Here is a 24,924-nt window from a genome sequence, read left to right on the forward strand (position 1 = left end):
TCTGGAAAGACAAAAAACCAGACAACCCACCAGCTCCACAACCAAATCCAGAACAACCAGGAGGAAGTGGAACAAGTCCATGTCCAAGTCCAAGTCCACAAGCAGGAGAAGTTGGAACAAATCCAGGCACAGAGAATCCAGGAAAACCAGGTGAAAAGCCAGGTGAACCAGGAAAATCTTCAGAAGAAAAACCTTCTAAGGAAAATCCAAGTCCTGAAAAGAAAAAAGAAGGCAAGAAGCAAGAAGCTGAACCTAGCAAAAAGATTCCTGTTCCACAAGAAAAAGAAAACAAAGAACAAGCAGAAAATAAAGCTAAGAATACCAACCCTAATGTAAAGACAGGTGTTGAATCATTGAACTTAGTAACAGCAAGCTTAGTTTCAGCAGCAAGTGCTTTGTTTATGACATTCAAGAAAAAGAAAAATGATTAATCTATAAGATTTGTAGATGAGAAAGCTCGGGGAAGCCCGAGTTTTCTTTTGCAAAAAATCCTATAATAAAGTCCCTTATTCCTAATTATCTTCCTCGTAATGATGCATTATTCTGTCATTCCTAATGGTTCTGGCCACAATGAACGCAAGTGAATTGATGGAAGACCTTAATCAAGGTTTTCGAGATGATCCGCTAAGGAGAATCCGAAAACCACTGTCGACAGAGAAATCGTAGATTTCGACGAGGAATATCACTAGTAAAACTAAGAGCCGGGGAGAAAAAAGATGACAAAAAAAGAGATCCCTCCTCGAAAGCAAGCTTTCTCGTTCGGGATGACATTGGGTGACGCATTGCTCACTGTTACAACAGCATTAAGAATGACAGGGTTGTATGTCATTTCGACAGAGCTTCCACGGGGAAGCGACGAGAAATCCTATTAGTAAGTCTACAAGCCAAGCAAACATAAGACGACAAAAAAAGAGATCCCTCCTCGCAAGCTTGCTTTCTCGTTCGGGATGACATTGGGTGACGCATTGCTCATAGTGACAATTCAATTAGGATGACATGGGTTGCCGCATTGCTCGCTGTGACACTTCCATTAAGGATGACAGGGTTGTATGTCATTTCGACAGAGCTTCCACGGGGAAGCGACGAGAAATCCTATCAGTAAGTCTACAAGTCAAGCAAACATAAGACGACAAAAAAAGAGATTCCTCCTCGCAAGCTTGCTTGCTCGTTCGGGATGACATTGGGTGACGCATTGCTCATAGTGACAATTCAATTAGGATGACATGGGTTGCCGCATTGCTCACTGTGATACTTCCATTAAGGATGACAGTCCAGCCATCTGTCATTTCGAACGAACGAAGTGAGGAGAATCTAACTAGTAAGTCTAGGGACCAAGCAAACAAAAGATGTCAAAGGAAAAGATCCCTACGTCGCTTCGCTCCTCTGGATGACATGTGGAAGATCCTCACGTTGCGACTCTCCTCTTATAAAAGTTATAAAAATTTTCAAAAATAATTTGACTAACTCTGACCTTCCTAGTATATTATGAGTGTAAGAAGTTAGCAGTCGAGTGTAACGAGTGCTAAGACTTATAATAAACGTATCACTATGAAAGGAAGTATATTATGACAAATTTAATGAGAAGAAATAATGGATTAAGAAATTACGAAGATTTTTATGATATGGTAGATGCGTTTTTTGGAAATGATCTAGATAAACGCGATGTATTTAAGTCTACTTTTAAGGTAGATGTTTCAGAGGATGATGATAAGTATTTAGTAGAGGCAGAGCTTGCTGGTATCAAGAAGGAAGATGTTGATATTAATCTCGACAAGGGTCAACTTACTTTGACAGTTAATAAAACTAGCTCAAAGGACGATAGTAACAAGGAAAAAAATTATATCCACAAGGAAAGAACTAGTGAGAGAATGACAAGGTCAATGTATTTTCCAAATATTGATGAAGCAAATGTAGCTGCAAAATTAGAAGATGGTATTTTGGAAATCGAGATTCCAAAGTTAAAGGAAAAAGATACTCAAAAGAAGATAGAGATTAAATAGATTTATAGGCTCCTCAGCTTGCTGGGGAGTTTTTGTATGTGTTTTTTTCTAGAAGGTTTTTTATATTTAAGTTTTTGTCTTTGCTTTCTTATTTTTCTTGGCTCTTCTTTAAGGGAGAAGCTTTTTTGATCCTTATTATTAATAGAAAAAGCCAGTCATTTTGAGTATAATGAGTTAAGATTAAAGATAAAGGAAGTTTTATGGATAAGATTAATATTCCAACTCATGTTGCCATTGTTTTGGATGGCAATGGGAGATGGGCTAAGAAGAGATTTATGCCTAGGACTTATGGCCACAAGAATGGGGCTGATAGGGTCGTAGACATTTGCTTATATGCTAAGGAATGTGGGGTTAAGTATCTTAGTCTTTATGCTTTTTCTACTGAGAATTGGAAAAGGCCTGATGATGAAGTCAACTACCTCATGAAGCTTGTAATTAAGTTTATTAATAGCAAGCTTGATATTTTGATGAGAGAGAATTGTAAGCTTAATTTTATTGGTGATTTGGACAAGCTTCCACCTGAGACTAAGGCGATTTGCCTAAAGGCCATGGAGGATACTAGGGATAATGATGCTATTACTTTAAATATAGCCCTCAATTATGGGGGTCGTGATGAATTGGTTCACGCTTTTAGACAAATGCTTGATGAGGGAGTAGCTAGTAAAGATTTGACAGAAGAGATGATTTCTTCTCATCTTTATACAAAAGATCAGCCTGATCCAGATCTTTTGATTAGGCCAGGTGGCGAGCTAAGGCTTTCCAATTTCCTAATTTACCAGCTTGCCTATGCGGAGCTTTATTTTACGGATACCTTGTGGCCAGATTTTGATAGGGCTTGTTTTGATGAGGCCTTGGCAGATTTTGCTAAGAGGAATAGAAGATATGGGGCCTTGTCATGAATTTGTTTAATAGGGCAATAGGTGGGGCTGTTATCCTTTTTCTTTTGGTCCTTATTACTTATTTGGGTAGGATTCCCTTGGCTGTTGGGGTGATGGTTTTTTCTTTTGTGGGCCTTCACGAGATTAAGGAGGCTTTAGCAAGGATTGATATCAAGTTACCTATTAAGCTTTTGTATCTTATAAACACCCTAATTATGCTTGCAGCTTTTGTGAATAATTCTGATCTTTATATAATTAGTCTCGTGCTTTCAGTTTTGTGCATGATGATTTATATAATTTTTAGACCTAAATATAGCTTGTATGATGGTTTTGCGACTTCTTTTGTCCTTCTTTATGTGTCATTTTTGATGAGTCATATTTTGAGGATAAAGGATATTAATTATGTTTGGCTACTTTATATAACAGCTTGGGGGTCTGATACTTTTGCTTATCTAGTTGGTTCGACTATGGGAAGGCATAAGTTTGAATCTATCAAGCATATTAGCCCAAACAAGACTATCGAAGGCTCTTTGGGAGGGATTGTCGGGGCGATTTTTCTTAATGTGATTTTTGTTAGGGAGTTTGGTCTCGGTGTTAAGCTTTACGAGCTTATTATTTTTACTATTATTGCAGCTATTTTGTCGCAAATTGGCGATTTGATAGCTTCATATATTAAGAGAAAGACTGGAGTTAAAGATTTTGGCCATATTATTCCAGGCCATGGGGGAATCCTCGACAGGTTCGATTCTATGTTATTTATTGCTCCAGTTTTGTATTTATTTTCAGTTTTATAAGGAGATTTGATGACTAAAATTATTATAGCTATAATCATGTTCCTATTTTTGATTTTGATTCATGAATTTGGACATTTTATTATTGCAAAGGCCTCAGGCATTAAGGTAAACGAGTTTGCTGTTGGCATGGGCCCTGCTATTTTGAAGAAGGTAAAGGGGGAAACCCTATATACTTTAAGGCTTATTCCTATTGGTGGTTATTGTGCCATGGAAGGGGAAGATGAGGAAAGTAGCGACCCTAGAAGTTATGACATGGCAGATGCCAAGAGCAAGTTTTTTACAATTCTTGCAGGGCCTATGATGAACCTTATTCTTGCAGTCGTGATTTTTTTCATAGTGAGCCTTAATACAGGTGTGGCTACTAATGTTATAGGAAATTTTACGGATGATTCTAGTGCAAGGATGGCAGGTCTTGAAGTTGGTGATGAGATTTTAAGTCTGGGTGGGGAAAAGATTGAGAAATTCTCCGATATTTCCCAAGTTCTTAATGCTTATTACAAGGATAAGGACATTACAAAAACAATCGAGCTTGAAGTGTATAGGGAAAGCTCAAAGGAAAAGCTTAATTTCGACCTTTCTCCTAAGAAGGAAAAGGGTGGAGTTTATCTTGGTATTGAAGCTAAGCTAAGAGGGGTAGGTTTTTTTGAAGCGATCAAGCTTGGTTTTGTTGAGACCTACAAGAATATAGCCCTAATTTTTATTATCCTAGGCAAGCTTTTTACAGGAAAAATTGCCTTCTCAGCCCTTTCCGGCCCAGTTGGTGTTGTAAAGGAGCTTGGTAACCAAGCCCAAAATGGTCTTATGAGCCTATTGTATTTTCTAGGCTATATCAGTGTCAACCTCGGAGTTTTTAACCTTCTTCCTATACCAGCCCTAGATGGGTCAAAGATTGTAAGTGCTCTATATGAGTTATTTACAGGAAAGAAGGTCAACAAGAAGTTTGAAGAAAAAATTACCCTAGCAGGTTTTGTAGTTTTAATAAGTTTGATAATATTAATTTCTATTAAAGATATAATAAATTTATTCTAAGGAGAGAAAATGAGAAAATTAACTAGAAAGATTTATGTAGGAGATGTTGCAGTTGGAGGTGACTCTCCTATTTCTGTCCAATCAATGACGACAGCAAAGACAAGTGATGTGGATGCGGTAGTCGCACAAATCAACGCCCTAGAAAAGGCGGGCTGTGATATAGCGAGGTCTGCTATTAATTCTATCGAAGATGCCGAGGCTATTTCTGAAATCAAAAAGAGGACTAATCTTCCCCTAGTAGCAGACATCCAATTTGATTATAAGTTAGCCCTTGCCGCAGTTGAAAATGGATGTGATTGTCTAAGGTACAATCCAGGAAATATTGGTGGGTCTGATAAGGTGAAGCAACTTGTAGAAAAGTGCAAGGAAAAAAAGATTCCTATTAGAATAGGTGTTAATTCCGGATCAATATCAAGAAAAATTGTCGACAAATTCGGTGGGGTCAATGCTAATTCCCTTGTAGCTTCTGCTCTAGAAGAAGTTAAAATCCTAGAAGAGCTTGATTTTCACGATATCAAAATTTCTGTTAAATCGTCAGATGTTAATACAATGATAGATGCTTATAGGAAGTTATCAGCATCTTGCGATTATCCCCTCCACCTAGGGGTTACGGAAGCTGGTCCTCTCTATCAAGCCCTTGTTAAATCATCAATAGGTATTGGCTCTTTGCTAAAGGATGGGATTGGCGATACTATAAGAGTTTCAATTACTGGAGATATCCTAGAAGAAGTCAAGGCAGGAAAGGCAATCCTAAAGGCCCTTAATCTAAGACGTGAAGGAGTCGATATTGTGTCATGTCCAACTTGTTCAAGGACTACAGTCGATCTTCCTAACATAGTAAGGGAAGTTGAGGAGAAAACAGGTGGACTTGATATATCTTCTAAGGTTGCTATTATGGGTTGTCCTGTCAATGGCCCTGGCGAGAGCAAGGAGGCAGATTATGGAATTTCTGCTGCTAATGGTATGGGCTTTCTTTTCAAAAATGGAAAGACAATCAAGAAGGTAAAAGAAGAAGAAATTGTCGATACCTTGATAGAAGTTCTACAAGAAAGTAAAGAAAATGAAAATTGACCTTGCTGATTTCTTAGATGTAGAAAGTGGTTTGTTTTTTGTAATGGAGGCCATTTTCTATGAAAAAACTCAAATCCTAAGCCTTGATATAGAAGGGGAGGCTCTTAGCGAAGAGGATAGGAAAAAAATCTACGATTATTTTTCCTTTGTAAAGCTTGAACTTAATCTTAGGAAAAAAATTGAAGAGAAAGAGGGACTGGCCCTAGCTGAGGATATCGAAGATGAAGGGCAGGCTGATTTTTCTTCTGATAAGAAGGGGGAAGATAAGCTTACTGAAACAGAAATTCTCCTAAGGCAAAGGGAAGCCAAGGTCCAGTCTGCCATTGATACGACTATACAAAATAGGAATGAAGAAAAGGCAGTCGAAGTCCACGTCGAAGAGATTAATTTCGGCAAGAAGATTAAGTCCGATCCAATTGATATCAAGGACATCTACGAAAGAAAGGGCACTCTTTCAGCACTCGTTGGAAAAGTTTATGGCATAAGCGAAAAGGAAACGAAAAATGGCTATTATATATATACTTTCGACCTCGAAGATAAGACGGATGCCATTTCTTGTAAGCTTTTTGCTAATGATAAGAACAAATTTAAGCTTGAACCCCTTAGAGAAGGCTCTGAGGTAATGGTTGAAGGCCTACTGAATTACGACAATTTTTCTAGGGAAGATGTCTTTACTATAAGCTCTATGGTTGATCATATCTTGGCTAAGAGAACTGATACTGCTCTTGATAGGAGAATCGAGCTTGAAATTCATACCAAGATGACCAACCTTGATGGCTTTGTCGATAACAAGGATTTGCTAAGAACTTTAAAGGCATGGAAGATGGGAGCTGTTGGAATTACTGATACTGAAACTCTCCAAGCTCTGCCAGATCTTTATGATAGTCTTAGTAAGGAAGGCATAAGGATGCTTCCGGGAGCTGAGCTTCTCCTTGTAGATGACGAGCTAAGGGTCTTGACCAATCTTTCTGATGAGGAAGTCCCTCCTATAAAGAAAATCGAGGAAGGCTCCTTTGTAGTCTTCGACCTTGAGACAACGGGACTTTCTCGCTATAGGGATAGGATTACTGAAATAGGAGCTTGTAAGGTGATTGATGGCAAGATTTGCGAAATATACAACGAGCTTGTCAATCCAGAAATGCTTATTCCAGAAAAAATCACAGAGATAACTGGCATTACTAATCAAATGGTGGAGTCCTGTCCAAAAATCGAGGAAGTCTTGCCGGGATTTTTGGAATTTTGCCAAGGTTCTATCCTAGTTGGTCAAAATACCGACTTCGATGTGGGTTTTGTTAGGGAAAATTGCACAAGGCTCGGTCTTGATTTTAATCCTCTATATCTTGATACCTTGCCAATGGCAAGAGCCTTATTTGCCGATATGAAGAAATTCTCCCTAGATAAGATAGCAAGAAAGCTAGAAATTCCTGCCTTTAACCACCACAGGGCAAGCGATGATGCGAGAGCTACTGCCCAAATATTTATTAAGATGTTTAAAATGATAATGAAAGAAGATGGGATTGACCTAAGCTCAATAAATAAACTTAAAAGCTATTGGCCAAAGGCTAAGCATGAATATTTTTCTGCTACAGTTTTTGCCAAAAACAAGATAGGTCTAAAGAATTTATACAAGCTTATCTCAGAATCGAGGATGAAATATTTCAATGATGAGGCAAAAACCCCCCTATCAGTCCTTGAAAAGTACAGGGAAGGTCTTCTATTAGGGTCTGGTTCTGATGAGAGCATGCTCTTTTCCTACTTGCAAAATAAGAGAAATAAGAAGGATATAGACAAAATTCGTGGGCTTTTTGATTTTTATCAAATGGCACCCCTAGGAGTATTTAACGATAGGGTAAATAAGGGTAAGCTTCGTGATTTCAACCAAGTAAGGGAAATAAACGAAAAGATTTTAGCTTTTGCTAAAGAAGACAATAAGCTTGCTGTGGCGACAGGGGCTGTTAGGTATTTGCAAAAGGATGAGTATATCCTAAGAAATATTCTCCACAAGGGTCAATTTTTCAAATACCACGAGAATGAAGCCCTCTATTATCTAAGGACGACTAAGGAGATGATGGATGACTTCTCTTATCTAAGTCCTATAGATGCGGAAGATGTGGTTATAAGAAATCCTAAAAAGATAGTCGATTTTATAGAAGATATTAGACCGATTCCTAAGGGAACTTTCCCACCAAAAATAGAAGGCTCTGATACTGAGCTTAGGGAAACTTGCTTTGCCAAGGCCCACTCAATTTATGGAGATCCTCTACCAAAAATCGTAGAAGATAGGCTAAACCGTGAGCTTAATTCTATTATTTCTAATGGTTATGCCGTTCTTTATATCATAGCCAAAAAACTTGTAGGAAAGTCCAACCAAGATGGCTACTTGGTAGGATCCCGTGGGTCTGTTGGTTCATCCTTTGCTGCTACTATGGCTGATATTACAGAAGTAAACCCACTATCACCTCATTATGTTTGTCCAAAGTGTAAACATTCAGAGTTTTTTGAAGATGACCTCTTGGGAGCAGGAATCGACTATCCAGACAAGACCTGCCCAGAGTGTGGAACTATGATGAAAAAAGATGGTCATAACATACCATTCGAAGTTTTCCTTGGTTTTGAGGGTGATAAGGAGCCAGATATAGACCTTAACTTCGCCGGCGAATACCAGCCAACCATCCACAAGTACACAGAAGAGCTTTTCGGTGAGGGTAAGGTCTTTAGGGCAGGAACAATCGGAGCTATCCAAGACAATACCGCCTTTGGTTATATCAAAAAATATAGCGAAGACTATCAAATCCAATTTACCAACGCCCAAGTAAGAAAGATTCAAAGAGGACTAAAGGATGTTAAAAGAACAACTGGTCAGCATCCAGGAGGTCTTATTGTCGTTCCAGATGATATAGAAATCTTCGATATCTGTCCTATCCAATATCCAGCAGATGATGGGAGGGGAGATATCAAGACTACTCATTTTACCTACAATATGATGCACGAAACCCTCTTAAAGCTCGACCTTTTGGGCCACGATGTGCCTTCTATAATTAGGGCCCTTCAAGATTTGACAGGAACTAATCCTTTGGAAATTACTATGGGTGATCCTAGAGTTATGAAGATTTTCTCTTCGACAGAAACTCTTGATATCAAACACGATTTTTCTAATAATGAGATAGGTACTCTTGGTATTCCTGAATTTGGAACAAACTTCGTAAGGGGGATGCTCAAGGACGCCTATCCTACCAAGTTTTCTGAGATGACGAGAATTTCTGGTCTAAGTCATGGAACGGACGTTTGGCTAAATAATGCCCAAGACCTAGTTAGAAATAAGATAGCAAGTTTTGATGAGATAATCTCTACTCGTGATGATATCATGAATGCCCTTATCCAGCAGGGACTTGACAAGAAAAAGTCCTTCTCTATAATGGAGAAGGTTAGGAAGGGCAAGTCGCTTTCTGAGGAAACACTTGCTTATATGAGGGATAATGGTGTGCCGGAATGGTATATAGAATCTTGCCTAAAGATTCAATATCTCTTCCCTAAGGCCCATGCAGTCGCCTATTGTTTGATGAGCTATAGGATTGCCTACTACAAGGTTTATTATCCTGAAGCCTTCTATGCAACTTACTTTAATACAAAGATCAACGATTTTAAGTATTCAACAATTATTAAGGGACTTGGTGAAATCCAAAAAGCCCTCTCTGAGATTGGAGGGGATTACGATCTTACTCAAAGGGATAAGCAGATAAGGACAGTCCTCGAAGTTAGTGAGGAGATGGCAGCTAGGGATATAAGGCTTGAAAAGGCTGATATCTACAAGTCAGATGCTAAGAAGTTTCTACTAAGTGATAGGAAGGGATACATACTCCCACCCCTATCTGCAGTAGATGATGTAAGCGAGGCTATGGCCCTTGATATAGTAAGGGAAAGGGAAAAGGGAGAATTTATTTCCCTAGAAGACTTAAAAAATAGAACTTCAGTAAATAAAAACGCCATCACCAGCCTAAAAAATTTGGGCATAATTGATGGCATCCAAGAAGAAAATCAAATATCCTTGTTTGATGGTTTATTCTAATTATCCTTTAAAAAATCGCCCCGACCTAGGGCGATTTTTTGTGAGAGTTATTATCCATTTATAATTTTTAATTCCTTGACCATATCTATTCTTGATATCCTAAATTCTTCTAGGAGTTGAACGAAGATAAAGATGAGAAGACTTAGGAAAATGGCCTTGAAGTATATCATTGGGGGGATGTTTACATCTACATAAGCATCAAATTTTGTAAGGGCAAGTTGCATTAGCTTTTTGATAGAAAAGTCAATAAGGGGAATAATTAATAGCTCAAAAACTATCAAGATGGCAAAAATAGGACTCGTGTAGATGCTCGTACTCTCACGATTTTTCATGCCAAATATCTTTAGATAGGAGATATTAGTTTTTGATTTATCTACTATAAGGCTTGCAACAAGGAAGGATATTATGAGGTAGAAGATAATCGTAATAACTAAGAAAGTTTCGAAAATTCCACCAAATGAATCCATGAAGTGGGTCATAAACTTATCCATTTCTTCTCTATTTATTTCTGTCATTAGTAAATCCTTGTTAATATCAAGTTTTTTATCCGACCCATAGCAATTGAAATAGTCCTTATCCTTGGTTATGATTTTATTTAAGATATCCCTTCTTGTTATAAATTGAAATTGCTTGTTGCTTCTATCAATCGCAGAGACCCTTAGGATTATTTCTTTATCATTAAAGGCCTCGACAAGTTTTATCTTATCTCCTATTTTGTACTTATAATTTTTGGCAAGGCCAGAAGAAATTATAACTTCTTTATCCTTTAGCTTAGCTAGGGAGAGATTCTGATACTTGGATTTCTCATCAACTCCTAGGGTCTGGACTTTTTTCATATCATGATCTACTAGTTTTAAGGTGGATAGGGTAAGCTTATCAGCCTTGATATTTTCTTGGGAAGTCTTAACTATATAATTATGCTCATACTTCATCGAGTTTTTCATATTAGAAGCATAGTCATAAAAAATCGGCTTTAGGGATAGGGAATAAATCAACAAGATATTGGCAAGACCTATACCAAAGATAAGGCTAACAATATTTGCCTTGTTGGAAAGGATTACCCTTATCCTAAACTTATTTAGGAAGGAAAATTTATCAAGCCTTAGCCTAGTTTTTGCTTTAGGAGATTTGATTGTATTTCTCAAAAAGTCAATAGGCTCATGTTTTAGAGCCTTACTAATAACAAGGTAGTTTATTATTAGATATATTATAAGGGGGATAAGGGAAGTAAGGATGAAAGACCTTAAATCGAATGTAACCTTAAACTTAGGTAGATCGTAAGAATTGTAATAAAGGTCAGTATATTTCTTGTAGCCGTGACTATAGGCTATGATATTTCCTATTAGGGAAGATATCAGACTGAGGAAAATCGGCATAAGCATATAGGCTCTTTTTAGCTCCCTTTTCTTATAACCTGAAGCAAGAAGGCTACCTATAATAGGAGCTTCATCTTCAATCATAGTCTTTACTTGGATGGAGCTAATAAAGGCAATGGCAATGATTAAGACTATCATAGCTGATGTCATCATTGGCACATCTCCTCCCATATCATCAGTAAAATAAGTTATACACTTATTGTCATAGCGAGTTGACGCATCTAGGATTAGATTTTTCTTATTTACGATCTTAATTATATCCTTTAGCTTATCATTGGCCTTAGCCTTGGCTAGCTTTTCGGTGTCATGGTAGGAATATTGATATTTGATTTGACCATGAAGATTCTTTAGTCCGCCCTTGGCTATAAGAGCTGTACCGAAATAACCAGTATCCATAACCAAATCCTCGCTATTTTTTAGGAGGGTAGAATAGTCGGCTAGGGCTACTAAGCCTTTTAGCTTATAAGTTTTGCCTCCTATTACTATGTTATCACCGATTTTAATTTTGTTGGCCCTTGCGTAGTTAGCTGATAGGCAAATCTCATCGTTTTTTTCTGCAAGTCTTCCTTCTAAGATTGAAGGCAGATTTATAGAGTCCCTATTTTCAAATATCCTGAGGTCTTTTTTACCTGGAAGTTTTTCTTCGACATAAAAATTTTCGTAGACTTTGACCTTTTTATTTTCCAAATCCTTGATTGTTGCTTGGTCTAATTTTTCTAAGCTTGTAAAGTTAGCATCTTCTACTTTTCCCTTCTCAACAAGGTCCCAGTAAAGCTTTTTGGTAGAGTTTTGGGCTGTATAAAAGGAGGAGGAGAATATTACTATGAAGCAAAGGGCTACAAATATAGGAATAAAGCTTAGGGGTTTGAAGTATATTTGCCTATAAGCCCTCTTGTAGATTGGATTTTTCATTACCAGCTCACTTCCTTTGCTAAAATTTTCTCTTTATTTTCAATGAAGGATTTGACAAGGCCATTGTGGAGGCTAAGGACATAGTCGCACATCTTGCTAATTTGTATATTATGACTTGCTATGAGGATTGTTGAATTATAATCACGATTCATTTTCTCAAGAAGAACTAAGACTTCCTTTGCACTATCATAATCAAGAGCCCCTGTCGGTTCATCACAAATTAGTATATCCGGTCTTTTGATAAGGGCACGAGCAATAGAAGTTCTTTGGGCCTGACCGCCGGAGATTTCATTAGGAAACTTGTAGAGTTGGTCGTAAATTCCTAAATCTAGAACTAAATTTTCAAGGTCAAGGGGGTCTTTGGCTAGGTATTTTCCTACTTCTATATTTTCTAGGACGTTTAAATCGCTTATTAGATTGTAGAATTGAAAGACAAAACCGACTTTTTTTCTCCTGTAGTCTTCCAAGTTACCCTTAGTCATCTTGGCGAGATTTTCATTTGCCACTATGACTTCGCCCGATTCTGCCTTATCTATCCCTCCTATAATATTTAGGAGGGTGGACTTTCCAGAACCAGACGGACCTAGGATACATACAATTTTTCCTTTTTCTATTGTTAAAGATACATTTTTAAGGACATCAATTTTATTTTCCTTTTGTCCATAAGATTTGCACAAATTTTTTATTTCAATCATAAGCCCTCCATGAAAGTGATAATCTATATCATAATTTTATCATTAAATCAAAGATATATCAATATATTTATATAAATTACTAGGGTATTTTAGTGAAGATATTAATAAATATTTCCTAAATCAAGGTGAAAAAAGACCATGCTTTGCTAAGCTATGGTCTATATAAGGAGAAATTTTATTTTCTCATCTTGATTAGTTCTTTTTTGATAAGTCTAGCACAGACGCTAGATAGATTTTCCATGTCCTTGACTAAGGCGAAGTCTTGATAGAAGAGATAGGAGGCGTTTTTGGGATTGTCCTTGTGGATAAGGCCAGCTATGGAAAGATGTTTCATTCTTAACTTGTCGAGTTCTTCTTTGGCATCATTAAGACCGACTTCAGTCTCATAGGCTTTGTTTAGGGCAAAGCCCTTGCTAATAAGGGGCTTGATGTCTGAAGGGGATGCATCGCTTAGGATGATTAAGAGATGGTTCTTCTCTTTTTTTGAAAAGAGTGTCGATAAAGCCCTGTAGGCAAGGCCGTCCCTATTAAAACCCAGGGCCTTGTAGGAGAAAATCCTATCTTTCTTAGTTTCTTCACCAAAGTCTTTGAGAAAGGTTATTACCGTATAGTCGCCAAGACTTGAGTAGGTCATTATCCTGTGGCTAATCTTGTTTGCTTCAAGGGCCTTGGATAGGATATAGGCTTCGCTTGCGACTATTTCTTGCTTATAAAGGAGGGAGGCTGATCCATCAAGGAGGATGTCGACCTTAAAGTCCGCTACAATATCGTAGGATTTTTGGGAGAAAATCTTTTGGTAGTTGGGAATTTTACTCTTCCAAGCAAGACTTCCTAGGAGATTTCCTTCCTTTCTTAACTCAAAGCTTGCCTCATCGAAGGACTTTAGGGACAGCTTGATATTTTTAGAAAGATTTTTGATTATCCTTTGATAGAAATGCTCATTTTTCTTAAAGAAGCTTAAATTAGCATCAAGAGCCTTGGCGTTTAGGGAATTGATTTTATCTGATAAGTTAAGGCCTAGGCCCGAGCTAAAATAGACCTTGGATTTTTTGTGCTTATCAACAGCACAAAGCTTGTTGATAAAATCTTCCTTTTCGTAAGAAAAGAGAGGCTTACCGAAGCTACTTACTATCATAGCTCTTTTGGCAGTTTTTCTCCTAGCTATAAAGGCTCCTAGGGGATTGATTCCTCTATTATCCTTATTAGAGAAGATATCGGCCCTGTTGGATCTTTCTAGTTGATAGGTCCCTCTAAGGTCAAAGAAGGAAAAGTTAAGGGAAAAGGAGCAGGCTTTTCTAGCATTTTCCTTGTAGGATAAGAATTTCTCAAATAAGTTTAGGATTCTTACTTCCAGATTATCTTTATTAGTATCGGCTGGAAGCTTGAAATTTTCATAAAGATTTGTTTCATTTTTACTTAGCTTATAACTTGTAGCTAGGATATCTGAACACTTTTTCATCTCAAGACAATAATAAAGATTTTCTCTTATAGCAAGATTTTTCCTCTTTAAGTCGTACTTATCAGCAAGGAAGCTTGAAGCATAAGATTTTCTAAGGTTGAGAAGTTCTGGTCTTTGGTCTAGCTCTTTTTTATAGCAAATATCCTCAAGGAGATAGATGGCATAGAGGTCGTAGGAATCCCTGTTTTTATGATTTTGCCAAAGGGCAAAAAGTCCTTCGATTTTCTCCTTAGTAAAGTATTTTATAGCAAGACCAATTATTAGGTTTAGGTAGAAATCTGGCCTGCCATCGAGCTTTAGACCAATAAGAGGGGGCGTGAAATCATAAGAGCTAGCCCCGTTGTAGATTTGATTGAATATTCTTTTTTCTTGATTAAGTCCTAAAGATTCCTTCATTTTCTAGACTGGATCTCCCAAATATAAGTCCTTTTTGAAGCGACTTTTGATAACATCTTCTATAAGGCCTTTTTCGTAGGGGTCAAAGACCTTGTTTACTAGACACATACAAAGAGCTTCGTTATATTCAAGCCCCTCTTTGAATAGGTCGAGGGAGTCAAAAATCCCCCTCAAATCTATAGCTGTATCAGAAATTTCTCCTGCTTCAGCCTTCTTCTTGATATCGTAAAAAAGCTTAGCTACTTGGTCAAGCATCGAATCACTTAGACTTGGATAATTCTCTTTAAGGAGCTCTTTTAGGCTAGCTTCTTCGATTATAGGCATATCAATAATTACAAATCGTGAAAGGAGGGCCTCATTTAGCTCTCTAGTTCCTTCGTAATTGTAATTCATGGTAGCAATAAATCTTGTGGCGGGATTGATTTTAATAAGCTCATAGCCAGGAATATCAATTAGCCTTCTGTAGTCAAGGATAGAGTGGAGGGTTGCCAAGGCTTCATTCCTTGCCATATTAATTTCGTCAAGGATTAGAAAGCCACCAGCTTCTGCTGCCCTCGTTACAGGTCCCTTCCTAAAAACAACCTCTCCATTTTTTAGAGTATCTGTTCCAATAAGGATAGAAGAATCAATATTGACGTGGAAGGAAACATTCCACATTGGCCTATAAAAAAGCTTTGAGATATTTTCGGCTAGGACATTCTTGCCAGTAGATTTAGGACCTACTAGGAGGATGTTTTTTCCTGCAAGGATAGCCGCTATAACTTTTTTTATAATATTGTCACCCTTGTAGGTGAATTTTGGGTTGGGAATTCTTATATCCAAGCTCTCATCTAGGGGATTATCTCTGATAAATTTTTTGATTTGTTCATTTCTTACTAACATATTAACGCTCGATTGAATTAAATTCATTTACTATATATAATTTCTTGAAGGCTCCGAAACCGAAGGCTGAAATATCGACTTGGCTATCTTCGTCAATGTACATGGCAAGGGTTGGATTGTAAAAAATATCAACCCCATTAAAATTCGTATTAAGGTATTTTTCCTTATCTTCATTTTTAATTGAGATTATAAAATCTACTGTTCCTATGCCACAACATGCTGATTTTTGGTCGAGGTCAGGATTTATGAAGATTTGCCTTATATTTTTCTTTTCTAGATAGGCTAGGGCCTTGGCGTCTAAAATAAATTTCATAGTTTCTCCTATTAAAAAAGGGGATGGCAGCTGCCACCCCACTTAATTTTTCTCTTAGTCTAATTTTATAGCTTCAATTCTATTTTTATTTTTCTTAGAAATTTTAACAACGAATATTGCATAAGCTATAGCGATAATTCCTGCTATAGGATAAGCAATCTTGAAGTCTTGACCAAAGCCTAGACCCTTTACATTGATTATGAAAGAGAAAACTATAAAGGTATAGAAAATTCCAGGAATCAATGTGATTAGGTAGTTTTTGTTGTTATAAATTAGATAGCTTGTTGCTACTGCTAGAGCAAAGATAGCTACGAATTGGTTTGTAAATCCGAAATATCTCCAAAGAATGTTGAAGCCCTTAGGATTAGATTTAGCAAAGTAAAGAATAGCTGCTGCTGGAACGAATAGACAAGCTGCAAGACCTGCTCTCTTGCCAGGATTCTTTTGATCTAAGTTTAACTCTTCAGCAATGATAAGTCTTAGAGATCTAAAGGCTGTATCACCTGAAGTGATAGGAAGGGCGATTACACCCAAAACTGCAAGAAGTCCGCCGATCTTACCCATGAAGTATCTAGAAATTTCACCAACCATGAGAGTACCAGGAGTATCTAGGGCAGCTGTACCTGTTGAGAATATAACCATAGCACCTGCAGCCCAAATCATAGCTATGAAGCCTTCTGAAATCATTGTTGAGTAGAAAGTAGCCTTAGCTTCTCTTTCACTTTTAACTGTTCTTGAAACAAGGGTAACTTGTGAGCCATGGAAGCCTGAAAGGATACCACAAGCTACAGTTATAAAGAATGATGGGATAAACTTTTGACCTAATGGATGTTCGGCCAATAGACCTTGACCCTTGAATGATAAATCAGCATTTCCCTTAAAGATAATTCCAATAAGTACACCTATAGCTGAGATGATTAGAAAAGCACCAAAGATAGGGTAGATTCTACCGATAAGTTTATCAATAGGAAGAACTGTTGATAGTATGTAGTAAACAAAAATTACTGCATAGATAACCCAAATAATGTTTGAGTTAGGATCTGCACCTAAAATATCGTTTGCAATCAAGTCTCCAGGAGTATAAACAAATACTACACCAGTAAGGAGTAAAAGAATAGCTATAACTACGTTGTAGAATTTCCTACAACCTTCGCCTACATATTTACCTACAAGTTTTGGGACTTGGCTTCCGCCATTTCTCATTGAAATAAAACCAGTACAAAAATCGTGTACTGCACCAGCAAAAACACAACCGATTGGAATTGCTAGAAAGGCGATAGGTCCAAACAAGATACCTTGGATAGGTCCTAGGATTGGGCCAGTACCTGCTATATTTAGCAAGTTAATTAGCCAGTTTTTAGCCTTGCTCATTACAACGAAGTCAACTCCATCAGCTTTTCTGACAGCTGGAGTTTCACGATCGTCAGGTTCTAGTTGGCTTTCAACATATTTTGAATATACGAATCCGCCAACAAATAATATTATAAGACCGATAATAAATAATGTCATGATATTCCTCCTTTATTATTATCTGTAACCTTATTATAAACCTTTGTCAAAATAAATACAAGTGAATAAAAGCTTTGTTTTTGTAAAGTGTTAAAAGACTAATAGATTCTAAGAAATTAAATGGTAAATTACTTTTCTAATTGGCTAAGATTGAATTTCTACTAATAGAAGGTATAATAAAGCTAAGAAAAGAGTGGGGGATGGTTCCACTCTTTTAATCTGTTAAGACTAAGGAAGGTAGTATGAATTTAACGAATAGACTTAAAGAAATCTTTGAAAGAGATATCGAAAGTATGGGTTACGAATTAGTAGATATTGAATTTAAGGGTGGCAAAAACAATAAAGTCCTAACATTCTTTATTTATAATAAGGAAGGAATCACTATCGAAGATTGTGAAAAGGCAAGTGCTTTTCTTGATACTAAATTAGATGAGATTGATATAATTAAAGATTCATATTATCTTGAAGTGTCAAGTCAAGACTTATCTCGTCCCCTAAAGACAGATAGGGATCTTGAAAGAAATAAAGATGAGCTTTTGAAAGTGAAACTCAAAGATGGGGAAGTTTTCTTGGCCAAGCTTAAAGAGATTTTGGATGATTCCTATATCTTTGATATTGAAGATAAAGAAGCTAGAGAAGTTAGAAAAGACGAAATTAAAGAAATATATATAGAGATTGTTTTCTAAGGAGAGTTTATGAATAATGATTTTATGTTAGCTTTAGATGAGCTTTGTAAGGAAAAGAACTTAGATAAGCCTACAATTCTAGATGCTTTACAAAAGGCGCTCATTAAAAGTTATCAAAAAAATTATGACAATCAAGAAAATGTTGATGTCATAATTGATGAAGAAACTGGAAAGATCGAAGTCTACGCCCTAAAGGAAATAGTAGATGAAGTTAACGACAATATAGTAGAGATTTCTCTAAAGGATGCTAGAGTAATCAACCCTACTTATAGGCTTGGAGATATAGCAAGAATTAAGCTTACTCCAAAAAACTTCGGAAGAGTTGCAGCACAAACTGCAAGAAATATTGTAATTCAAAAGATTAGGGATGCTCAAAGAGATTCTTTGTATGGAGAATACATAGAAAGAGCAAATGAAATGATAACTGGAACTATCCAAAGGGAAGATAAGTATAATGTCTATGTCAATCTCGACAAGATAGAAGGAATTGTTCCAGCAAAAGAACAAGTTTCTACAGAAAAATACCTTCCTAACGCTAGGATGAAGTTTCTAATTAAGGAAGTGAGAAATTCTTCCAAAGAACCACAAATCATCCTATCAAGGGCAAGCCAAGACTTAATTACTAGACTTTTCGAGCTAGAAGTTCCTGAAATAACAGATGGTATAATAGAAATCTACTCCCTAGCAAGAGAAGCTGGTTCAAGGACTAAGATGGCTGTATTTTCCAATGATGAAAACATTGATGCCATCGGAGCTTGTATAGGCTTTAAGGGGGCAAGAGTTAATTCCATAGTAGAGGAGCTTCAAGGCGAGAAAATCGACATAATTAACTTCGATAAGGATATCAAAGTATTTATATCAAATGCCCTATCCCCAGCTGATATCATCAAGGTACTTGTTAATGAAAAAAACAAGCAATCCCTAGTTGTTGTAGCTAGCGATCAACTTTCCCTTGCTATAGGCAAGGAAGGACAAAATGCTAGACTAGCCGCAAGACTAACTGGTTGGAAGATTGATATTAAAAGCAGTGAAGAGTTCGAAAAGTTAAGCCAAGTAGATATTGACGAAATTTTAGGTCTTAATGAATTAGACGAAGAAAGTCAACTAAGTGAAGAAAGCTTATCTAAGGATGAAGAAGACTTAGAAGTAAGCGAAGATTATGATAATAAAGAGCCTGTGGAAGAAGACTATATAGGGGAAGATGAAATAGACGATGAATCTAATGAGGATTAACAGATGAAAAAAGCTAGAAAGATTCCACAAAGAAAATGCGTGGTATGTGGTGAGCTTAAAGACAAAAAAGACCTTCTAAGAATTGTTAAAAACAAAGAAGAAGGGATTTTGATAGATGAATCAGGAAAGAAAAATGGAAGAGGCGCCTATGTATGCAAGAGTAAAGCTTGTATTGAGGAAGCCCTAAGAACTAATAAGCTAAACCGAGTATTTAGAACAGAGGTACCGGAAGAACTTTATGAGGAGTTAAAAGCTTATGAAGTAAATTGAGGAGAGTTATATGGCAGAAAAAATTAGAGTATATGAATTAGCAAAAGAAAACAATATGGTAGCAAAAGATATGGTTAAACTCCTAAAAGATGAGTTTGGTCTTGATATAAAATCTCATATGTCTATGGTAGGTGGCTCTGATCTTGAACTTATTCAAGGATATTTTGACGAAATAAATGAAGAAAAGATGGATAAGAAAAATAATAAGCATAACAAGAATAAGGGCGAAAAGAAACATCCAAAAAATCTTGTGAAGGCAGAAGATATAATAGAGGATGAAGAATTAGAAGAAGAAAAGCCAAAGAAGAAGAGAAAGAAAAAGAATAAAAATAAAAAATCTATCAAGCCAAGCAAAAAACAAGTTGAAGAAAAGAAGACTGGTGGAATTATAGAAATTCCAGAAACTGTCAATGTAAAAACTTTTGCTGATAAAATAGGTGAATCTCCAAATGCGGTAATAGCTAAGCTTATTGGCCTAGGCGTTATGGCAGGACTAAATGATCAAATAGACTTTGAGCAAGCTGAGCTTGTAGCACTTGATTTTGGTAAGGAGATTAAACCAGAAGAAGAGTACGATGCCATTGAAGAACAACAAGTCGAACTTGACTTTGAGGATAGGGAAGAGGATTTAAAACAAAGACCACCAGTTGTCTCAGTAATGGGCCACGTTGATCATGGCAAGACTTCAATCCTTGATAAGATTAGATCTACTAGGGTAACAAGTGGAGAGGCTGGAGGAATCACTCAACATATAGGTGCTTCAGTTGTTGACATCAACGGAAAACACATCACTTTCCTAGATACACCAGGCCATGAAGCCTTCACAGAAATGAGGATGAGAGGGGCTCAATCAACTGATATAGCAATCCTTGTAGTTGCTGCAGATGATGGAGTTATGCCACAAACTATAGAAGCCATTAATCACGCAAGAGCTGCTGGTATTCCAATAGTTGTAGCTATTAATAAGATAGATAAGGAAGTAGCAAATCCAGATAGGGTTAAGCAAGAGCTAATGGAACAAGGACTAGTATCTGAACAATGGGGTGGAGATACAATTATGGTTCCAGTATCTGCCCATACAGGTCAAGGAATTGATGATCTCTTGGAGATGGTTCTCTTGGTTGCTGAGATGAGAGAACTAAAGGCAAACCCAAATAGAAATGCAGTAGGAATTATCATAGAAGCCCAACTAGACAAGGCAAGAGGAGCTGTTGCGACAGTCCTAGTACAAAAAGGAACCCTCCATGCAGGAGATTATGTTGTAACTGGATCTGCTTCAGGAAGAATCAGAGCTATGTTTAACTCAAGAGGAGAAGCCATTGAAGAAGCTGGCCCATCAATGCCAGCCCAAATCTTAGGTCTTTCAGATGTAGCAGAAGCTGGGGATATGATTTATGCAGTAGAAGATGAAAAGCTTGCTCGTGAATTTGCCCAAAGAGCAAAAGAATTTAAGCGTGAAGAACACCTAAAGGCTAAGGCTAACACTAACCTCGAAGATATGTACTCAGACATAGCTGATGGTGAGCTAAAAGAGCTTAATATCATTGTAAAAACTGATGTAAAGGGTACTGTTGATGCAGTAAGCCAATCACTTACTAAATTATCTAACGAGGAAGTAAAGGTTACTGTTATAGCAGGAGCTGTTGGAGGAATTACAGAGTCAGATATCCTCCTAGCCCAAGCATCAAATGCTGTAATTATAGGCTTTAATGTAAGACCTACCCAAGGAGCCTTGGAAAGAGCTAAGGATAATAATGTAGAAATTAGGACTTACTCAGTAATCTATGAAGCAATAGAAGATGTTGAAAAAGCCATAAAGGGTATGCTAGATCCAGAATTTAAGGAAGTTGTCCTAGGAAGAGCAGAAGTTCGTGACACCTTCAAGGTTCCAGGAGCAGGTACTATAGCAGGAGTTATGGTAACTAATGGTTCTGTACCAAAAAGGGCAAAAGTTAGACTTCTTCGAGACAATATAGTAATCTTTGATGGAGAAATCTCATCAATGAAGAGATTTAAGGATGACGCAAGGGAACTTGCTTCTGGCTATGAGGGCGGTATAGGTCTTAACAGATTTAACGATATCAAAGTAGGCGATGTTATGGAAGCCTATGAAATGGTTGAAAAGGAAAGAGATTAATGAATAAAAGAAGAACAGAAAGAATCTCATCTGAAGTCAAGAAAGAACTTTCTAAAATCCTAAGAGATGACCTAAGTGATCCTAGACTAAGTAATGAGGCCATGGTTTCTATTACAGATGTAGAAGTGACAAATGACCTTTCCTTTGCGGATTGTTATATTAGCGTCTTGGGTGATGAGCAAAAGAAGGAAGATGTCCTTGATGCCTTAGACCAAGCCAAGGGCTACATCAAAATCCTAATTGGTGAGAGGATGAGATTGAGATCAATGCCTGAATTTAGGTTCAAATTAGATAATTCCATAGAACATGGAGCATATATGGACAAGCTTATAGCTGAGACCATTGCAAAGGATAAAAAGGCTAATGAACAAAGGTAAAATCAGTAAAGAAAAAGTCGACAAATTCCTAGAACTTGTTGATCAAGCAGAAACTATAGCCATAGCAAGTCATGTAAATCCTGATGGTGATAATCTAGGATCAAGTCTTGGTCTAAGAAGGTCCTTAGAGCTTTATGGCAAAAATGTTGAAGTAATTGGTTTTGATACGATTGACGATTATCTACTCTTCTTGCCAGAAATAGACCACTACAAGAAACCTTCTATGGATTCTTATGATTTATTTATGTTTTTGGATTGCTCAGAGTTTGCTAGGATTGGAGAAAAACTTGGACCTGTCGCTAAAGCTTCAAGAAAGAGTCTAGTCCTAGACCATCATGTTGGAGGTAGCTTAAAGACAAATCTTGATATTGTACTAGACACAGCTCCAGCTACTTGCCAGATAGTCTTTGAGCTATTAGATAGATTAAAACTTCCTATTGATAGGGATGTTGCTAGCCTTCTTTATACAGGGCTATGTACAGATACTAATAGATTTCTTTACTCAAATGTAACAGAATATACTTTCTATATGGCTGGTAGACTATTAAGCCTTGGGGCAGAAAGCCAATATATCTATAGAAATCTCTACCAATCAAAACCTATGAAGGTTATGAAATTCGAAACTGAAATCATGCAAAATGCAATCTTTTTCGATAAGAAGGCCTACTCAGTTGTATCCAAAGAACTTGTAGAAAAACATGGGGTTCAAATGGGAGATGCAGAAAATGTCATAAGCTTACTTAGGGATATAGATGAAGTTGAAGTTGCCATGCTTCTTAAAGAATACGACAATGGTGAATACAAGGTATCCCTAAGAAGCAAGGACTATGATGTATCAAAAATCGCAAGAGCAAATGGTGGAGGTGGACATATCAAGGCAAGTGGCTTTACTATTTACGCTAAGTGTCTTGATGAAGCCAAAAATAAGGCTTTTGATATGTTAAAGGAAATTGATGTATAGCGGAATTCTAAATGTAGATAAAGAAAAAGGAATATCTTCTGCTAGGGTAGTATCCCTAGTAAGAAAGGCCCTTGGTCAAAAAAAAGTCGGCCATACAGGCACCTTAGATCTCGAAGCCAGTGGCGTCCTTCCTATAGTAGTAGGAAAGGCGACTAGGCTTTCTGATTATATGATGGGAAAAGATAAGACCTACGAGTGCCTTATGGTCTTTGGCAAAAAAACCGACACCCTGGATGGGGCAGGAAAGGTTATTAAAGAAAGTTCTACAACTTGCTCTAGGGAAGAATTAGAAAATATCTTATCCAAATACATGGGCGAAATTGTGCAAATCCCTCCCATGTATTCAGCCCTCAAGGTAGATGGCAAAAAACTCTATGATCTTGCAAGAAGTGGTATAGAAATCGAAAGAAAAAAAAGAAAGGTCAACATCTATGATATAGAAATTCTAGATTTTGCCTTTCCCCAAGCGAGGATACTTGTAAAATGCTCCAAGGGCACTTACATAAGGACTCTTATCGATGATATAGGAGAAGAGCTTGAGACTTTGGCATTCGTAAAAGAATTAAGAAGGATTAGGGTTGGAGAGTTTGACGTAGATAAGGCCATAAAATCGTCCGAGATTTTAGAAATTGATAAGGAAGAATTACTGGCTAGATTAGAAAATATGGATATAGCCTTAAACAAATATCCTAGCATAGATTTAGCTAGAAACTTATTCGATAAGCTTATTAATGGTATGATAATAAAGATAAATAAGCCTTTAGCAAATGAATTAAGGGTCTATGTCGCTGGCGAATTTATCGGTCTTGGCAAAAGTTTTGAAGAAAGTGGCGAATATTTTCTAAAGATGGAGAAAGTATTGTATGACAGAGAAAATAAAAATTTATGACCTAAATATAGACCTTCCTGACCTTCAAAGAAAGGCGGTTTCTTTGGGTAACTTCGATGGAGTCCATTTGGGTCATCAAAAGTTAATGAAAAACAATTTAGAAATAAGCAAGAAGTATGACCTAGAGCCTGCCGTTTTGCTATTTAAGCAAAACACCAAGCTAAGGCTTAAAGATGAGAAGGAATACATGACAAGTCTTGAAGATAAGATAGAAATTCTCAGCTCCATAGGAATCCATACTTTCTGCCTGATAGACTTTGATGAAAAGTTTATGAATCTTTCTCCAAGGGAATTTATTGCTGAAATTATCAACAAAAAGCTCAATGCTTCATATATTATATGTGGCAAGGACTACAGGTTTGGCAAGAAGGCCTCAGGCGATGTTGATACTCTTGAAAAATACGAAGAAAGATACAATTACAAGACTTCCGTAGTAGATTTTGAGAAGGAAGATGAATTTAATAAAATATCTTCTAATCACCTAAGAGATTTAATAAGAGAAGGTAATATAAAAAAGGTAAATAAGCTTTTGGCTAGACCTTACAAGATAAAGGGAACAATTGTTGATGGTATGAAGAGGGGAAGAACCCTGAATTTTCCAACTGCCAACCTAAAATTAAGCTTTAATTATGTCCTTCCTATTGACGGAGTCTATTTGACAAGAATTAATATAGATAATAAGTCCTACTATGCCCTTAGCAATGTAGGAAAAAATCCTACCTTTGGTGAAAATAGTAGGAAGGTTGAGACCTATATCCTAGATTTTGATCAAAATATCTATGGAGAAAATGTTTCGATAGAATTTCTAGAATTTTTCCGCTACGACATCAAGTTTACTTCAAGGGAAGAATTAATTGAACAGATGAATATAGATAAGAAAAGGGCCTACAAGTACCTAGAAAATTTGTCTTAGTTAGTTTACAAGATAATAAAGTTAAAGTATAGTAAATGAGGTTACCTTTGCTAAGTGACTGAAACCTCGACTCTCACT

21 protein-coding genes are annotated in these 24,924 nt (G+C 36.9%); 15 read left to right on the forward strand and 6 right to left on the reverse strand.

Going from position 1 to position 24,924, the window contains the following annotated elements:
* From HMPREF0077_RS10790 to HMPREF0077_RS07090, 7 genes are all read left to right on the forward strand, one after another.
* A partial coding sequence (locus HMPREF0077_RS10790; protein WP_004837326.1) for a hypothetical protein occupies positions 1–431 on the forward strand: 431 nt, incomplete at its 5' end.
* A 1,134-nt stretch (positions 432–1,565) separates the two neighbouring features.
* Positions 1,566–2,000, forward strand: a complete 435-nt coding sequence (locus tag HMPREF0077_RS07065) for an Hsp20/alpha crystallin family protein (RefSeq protein WP_004837327.1) — start codon at positions 1,566–1,568, stop codon at positions 1,998–2,000.
* A 200-nt stretch (positions 2,001–2,200) separates the two neighbouring features.
* Positions 2,201–2,899, forward strand: coding sequence for an undecaprenyl pyrophosphate synthase (uppS, locus tag HMPREF0077_RS07070; RefSeq protein WP_004837328.1), 699 nt, complete (start codon positions 2,201–2,203; stop codon positions 2,897–2,899).
* On the forward strand, positions 2,896–3,672 hold the full coding sequence (locus HMPREF0077_RS07075; protein ID WP_004837329.1) for a phosphatidate cytidylyltransferase: 777 nt from the start codon (positions 2,896–2,898) through the stop codon (positions 3,670–3,672). The genes uppS and HMPREF0077_RS07075 overlap by 4 nt, the downstream gene beginning before the upstream one ends.
* 9 nt (positions 3,673–3,681) lie before the next feature.
* Positions 3,682–4,701, forward strand: a complete 1,020-nt coding sequence (locus tag HMPREF0077_RS07080; protein WP_004837330.1) for a M50 family metallopeptidase — start codon at positions 3,682–3,684, stop codon at positions 4,699–4,701.
* Positions 4,702–4,710: 9 nt separating this feature from the next.
* The gene (ispG, locus tag HMPREF0077_RS07085; protein WP_004837331.1) at positions 4,711–5,772 is read left to right on the forward strand and encodes a flavodoxin-dependent (E)-4-hydroxy-3-methylbut-2-enyl-diphosphate synthase; all 1,062 of its coding nucleotides are present in this window, start codon (positions 4,711–4,713) and stop codon (positions 5,770–5,772) included.
* Positions 5,762–9,838, forward strand: coding sequence for a PolC-type DNA polymerase III (locus HMPREF0077_RS07090; protein WP_004837332.1), 4,077 nt, complete (start codon positions 5,762–5,764; stop codon positions 9,836–9,838). The genes ispG and HMPREF0077_RS07090 overlap by 11 nt, the downstream gene beginning before the upstream one ends.
* 50 nt (positions 9,839–9,888) lie before the next feature.
* On the opposite strand, the gene HMPREF0077_RS07095 is transcribed toward HMPREF0077_RS07090, so the two are convergent.
* From HMPREF0077_RS07095 to HMPREF0077_RS07120, 6 genes are all read right to left on the reverse strand, one after another.
* On the reverse strand, positions 9,889–12,126 hold the full coding sequence (locus HMPREF0077_RS07095) for an FtsX-like permease family protein (RefSeq protein WP_004837333.1): 2,238 nt from the start codon (positions 12,124–12,126) through the stop codon (positions 9,889–9,891).
* Entirely contained in the window at positions 12,126–12,821 is a 696-nt protein-coding gene (locus tag HMPREF0077_RS07100) for an ABC transporter ATP-binding protein (protein ID WP_004837334.1), read from the reverse strand. The genes HMPREF0077_RS07095 and HMPREF0077_RS07100 overlap by 1 nt, the downstream gene beginning before the upstream one ends.
* A 175-nt stretch (positions 12,822–12,996) precedes the next feature.
* On the reverse strand, positions 12,997–14,676 hold the full coding sequence (locus tag HMPREF0077_RS07105) for a hypothetical protein (RefSeq protein ID WP_004837335.1): 1,680 nt from the start codon (positions 14,674–14,676) through the stop codon (positions 12,997–12,999).
* A gap of 3 nt (positions 14,677–14,679) precedes the next feature.
* A complete protein-coding gene (locus tag HMPREF0077_RS07110) occupies positions 14,680–15,558 on the reverse strand; it encodes an ATP-binding protein (RefSeq protein WP_155811744.1) in 879 nt (292 codons plus the stop codon).
* Position 15,559: 1 nt separating this feature from the next.
* On the reverse strand, positions 15,560–15,871 hold the full coding sequence (locus tag HMPREF0077_RS07115; protein WP_040349584.1) for a hypothetical protein: 312 nt from the start codon (positions 15,869–15,871) through the stop codon (positions 15,560–15,562).
* A gap of 54 nt (positions 15,872–15,925) precedes the next feature.
* The gene (locus tag HMPREF0077_RS07120) at positions 15,926–17,380 is read right to left on the reverse strand and encodes a carbon starvation CstA family protein (protein WP_004837338.1); all 1,455 of its coding nucleotides are present in this window, start codon (positions 17,378–17,380) and stop codon (positions 15,926–15,928) included.
* A gap of 242 nt (positions 17,381–17,622) precedes the next feature.
* Between HMPREF0077_RS07120 and HMPREF0077_RS07125 the strand changes: the two genes are divergently transcribed.
* The 8 genes from HMPREF0077_RS07125 to HMPREF0077_RS07160 are packed head-to-tail and all read left to right on the forward strand — an operon-like array spanning position 17,623 to position 24,846.
* Positions 17,623–18,066, forward strand: coding sequence for a ribosome maturation factor RimP (locus tag HMPREF0077_RS07125; RefSeq protein WP_004837339.1), 444 nt, complete (start codon positions 17,623–17,625; stop codon positions 18,064–18,066).
* Positions 18,067–18,075: 9 nt separating this feature from the next.
* The gene (gene nusA, locus HMPREF0077_RS07130; RefSeq protein WP_004837340.1) at positions 18,076–19,299 is read left to right on the forward strand and encodes a transcription termination factor NusA; all 1,224 of its coding nucleotides are present in this window, start codon (positions 18,076–18,078) and stop codon (positions 19,297–19,299) included.
* Positions 19,300–19,302: 3 nt separating this feature from the next.
* Entirely contained in the window at positions 19,303–19,569 is a 267-nt protein-coding gene (rnpM, locus tag HMPREF0077_RS07135) for an RNase P modulator RnpM (protein WP_004837341.1), read from the forward strand.
* A gap of 10 nt (positions 19,570–19,579) precedes the next feature.
* Positions 19,580–21,706 (forward strand): translation initiation factor IF-2, encoded by a 2,127-nt coding sequence (infB, locus tag HMPREF0077_RS07140; protein ID WP_004837342.1) that lies wholly within the window; start codon positions 19,580–19,582, stop codon positions 21,704–21,706.
* Positions 21,706–22,083, forward strand: a complete 378-nt coding sequence (gene rbfA / locus HMPREF0077_RS07145) for a 30S ribosome-binding factor RbfA (protein ID WP_004837343.1) — start codon at positions 21,706–21,708, stop codon at positions 22,081–22,083. The genes infB and rbfA overlap by 1 nt, the downstream gene beginning before the upstream one ends.
* Positions 22,070–23,044: a DHH family phosphoesterase gene (locus HMPREF0077_RS07150; RefSeq protein WP_004837344.1), complete on the forward strand. Its 975-nt coding sequence runs from the start codon at positions 22,070–22,072 to the stop codon at positions 23,042–23,044. The genes rbfA and HMPREF0077_RS07150 overlap by 14 nt, the downstream gene beginning before the upstream one ends.
* Positions 23,037–23,933 (forward strand): tRNA pseudouridine(55) synthase TruB, encoded by an 897-nt coding sequence (truB, locus tag HMPREF0077_RS07155; protein ID WP_004837345.1) that lies wholly within the window; start codon positions 23,037–23,039, stop codon positions 23,931–23,933. The genes HMPREF0077_RS07150 and truB overlap by 8 nt, the downstream gene beginning before the upstream one ends.
* Positions 23,908–24,846, forward strand: a complete 939-nt coding sequence (locus HMPREF0077_RS07160; RefSeq protein WP_004837346.1) for a bifunctional riboflavin kinase/FAD synthetase — start codon at positions 23,908–23,910, stop codon at positions 24,844–24,846. The genes truB and HMPREF0077_RS07160 overlap by 26 nt, the downstream gene beginning before the upstream one ends.
* Positions 24,847–24,924 lie beyond the last annotated feature (78 nt).

Source organism: Anaerococcus tetradius ATCC 35098 (genome assembly GCF_000159095.1).
GTDB lineage: Bacteria > Bacillota > Clostridia > Tissierellales > Peptoniphilaceae > Anaerococcus > Anaerococcus tetradius.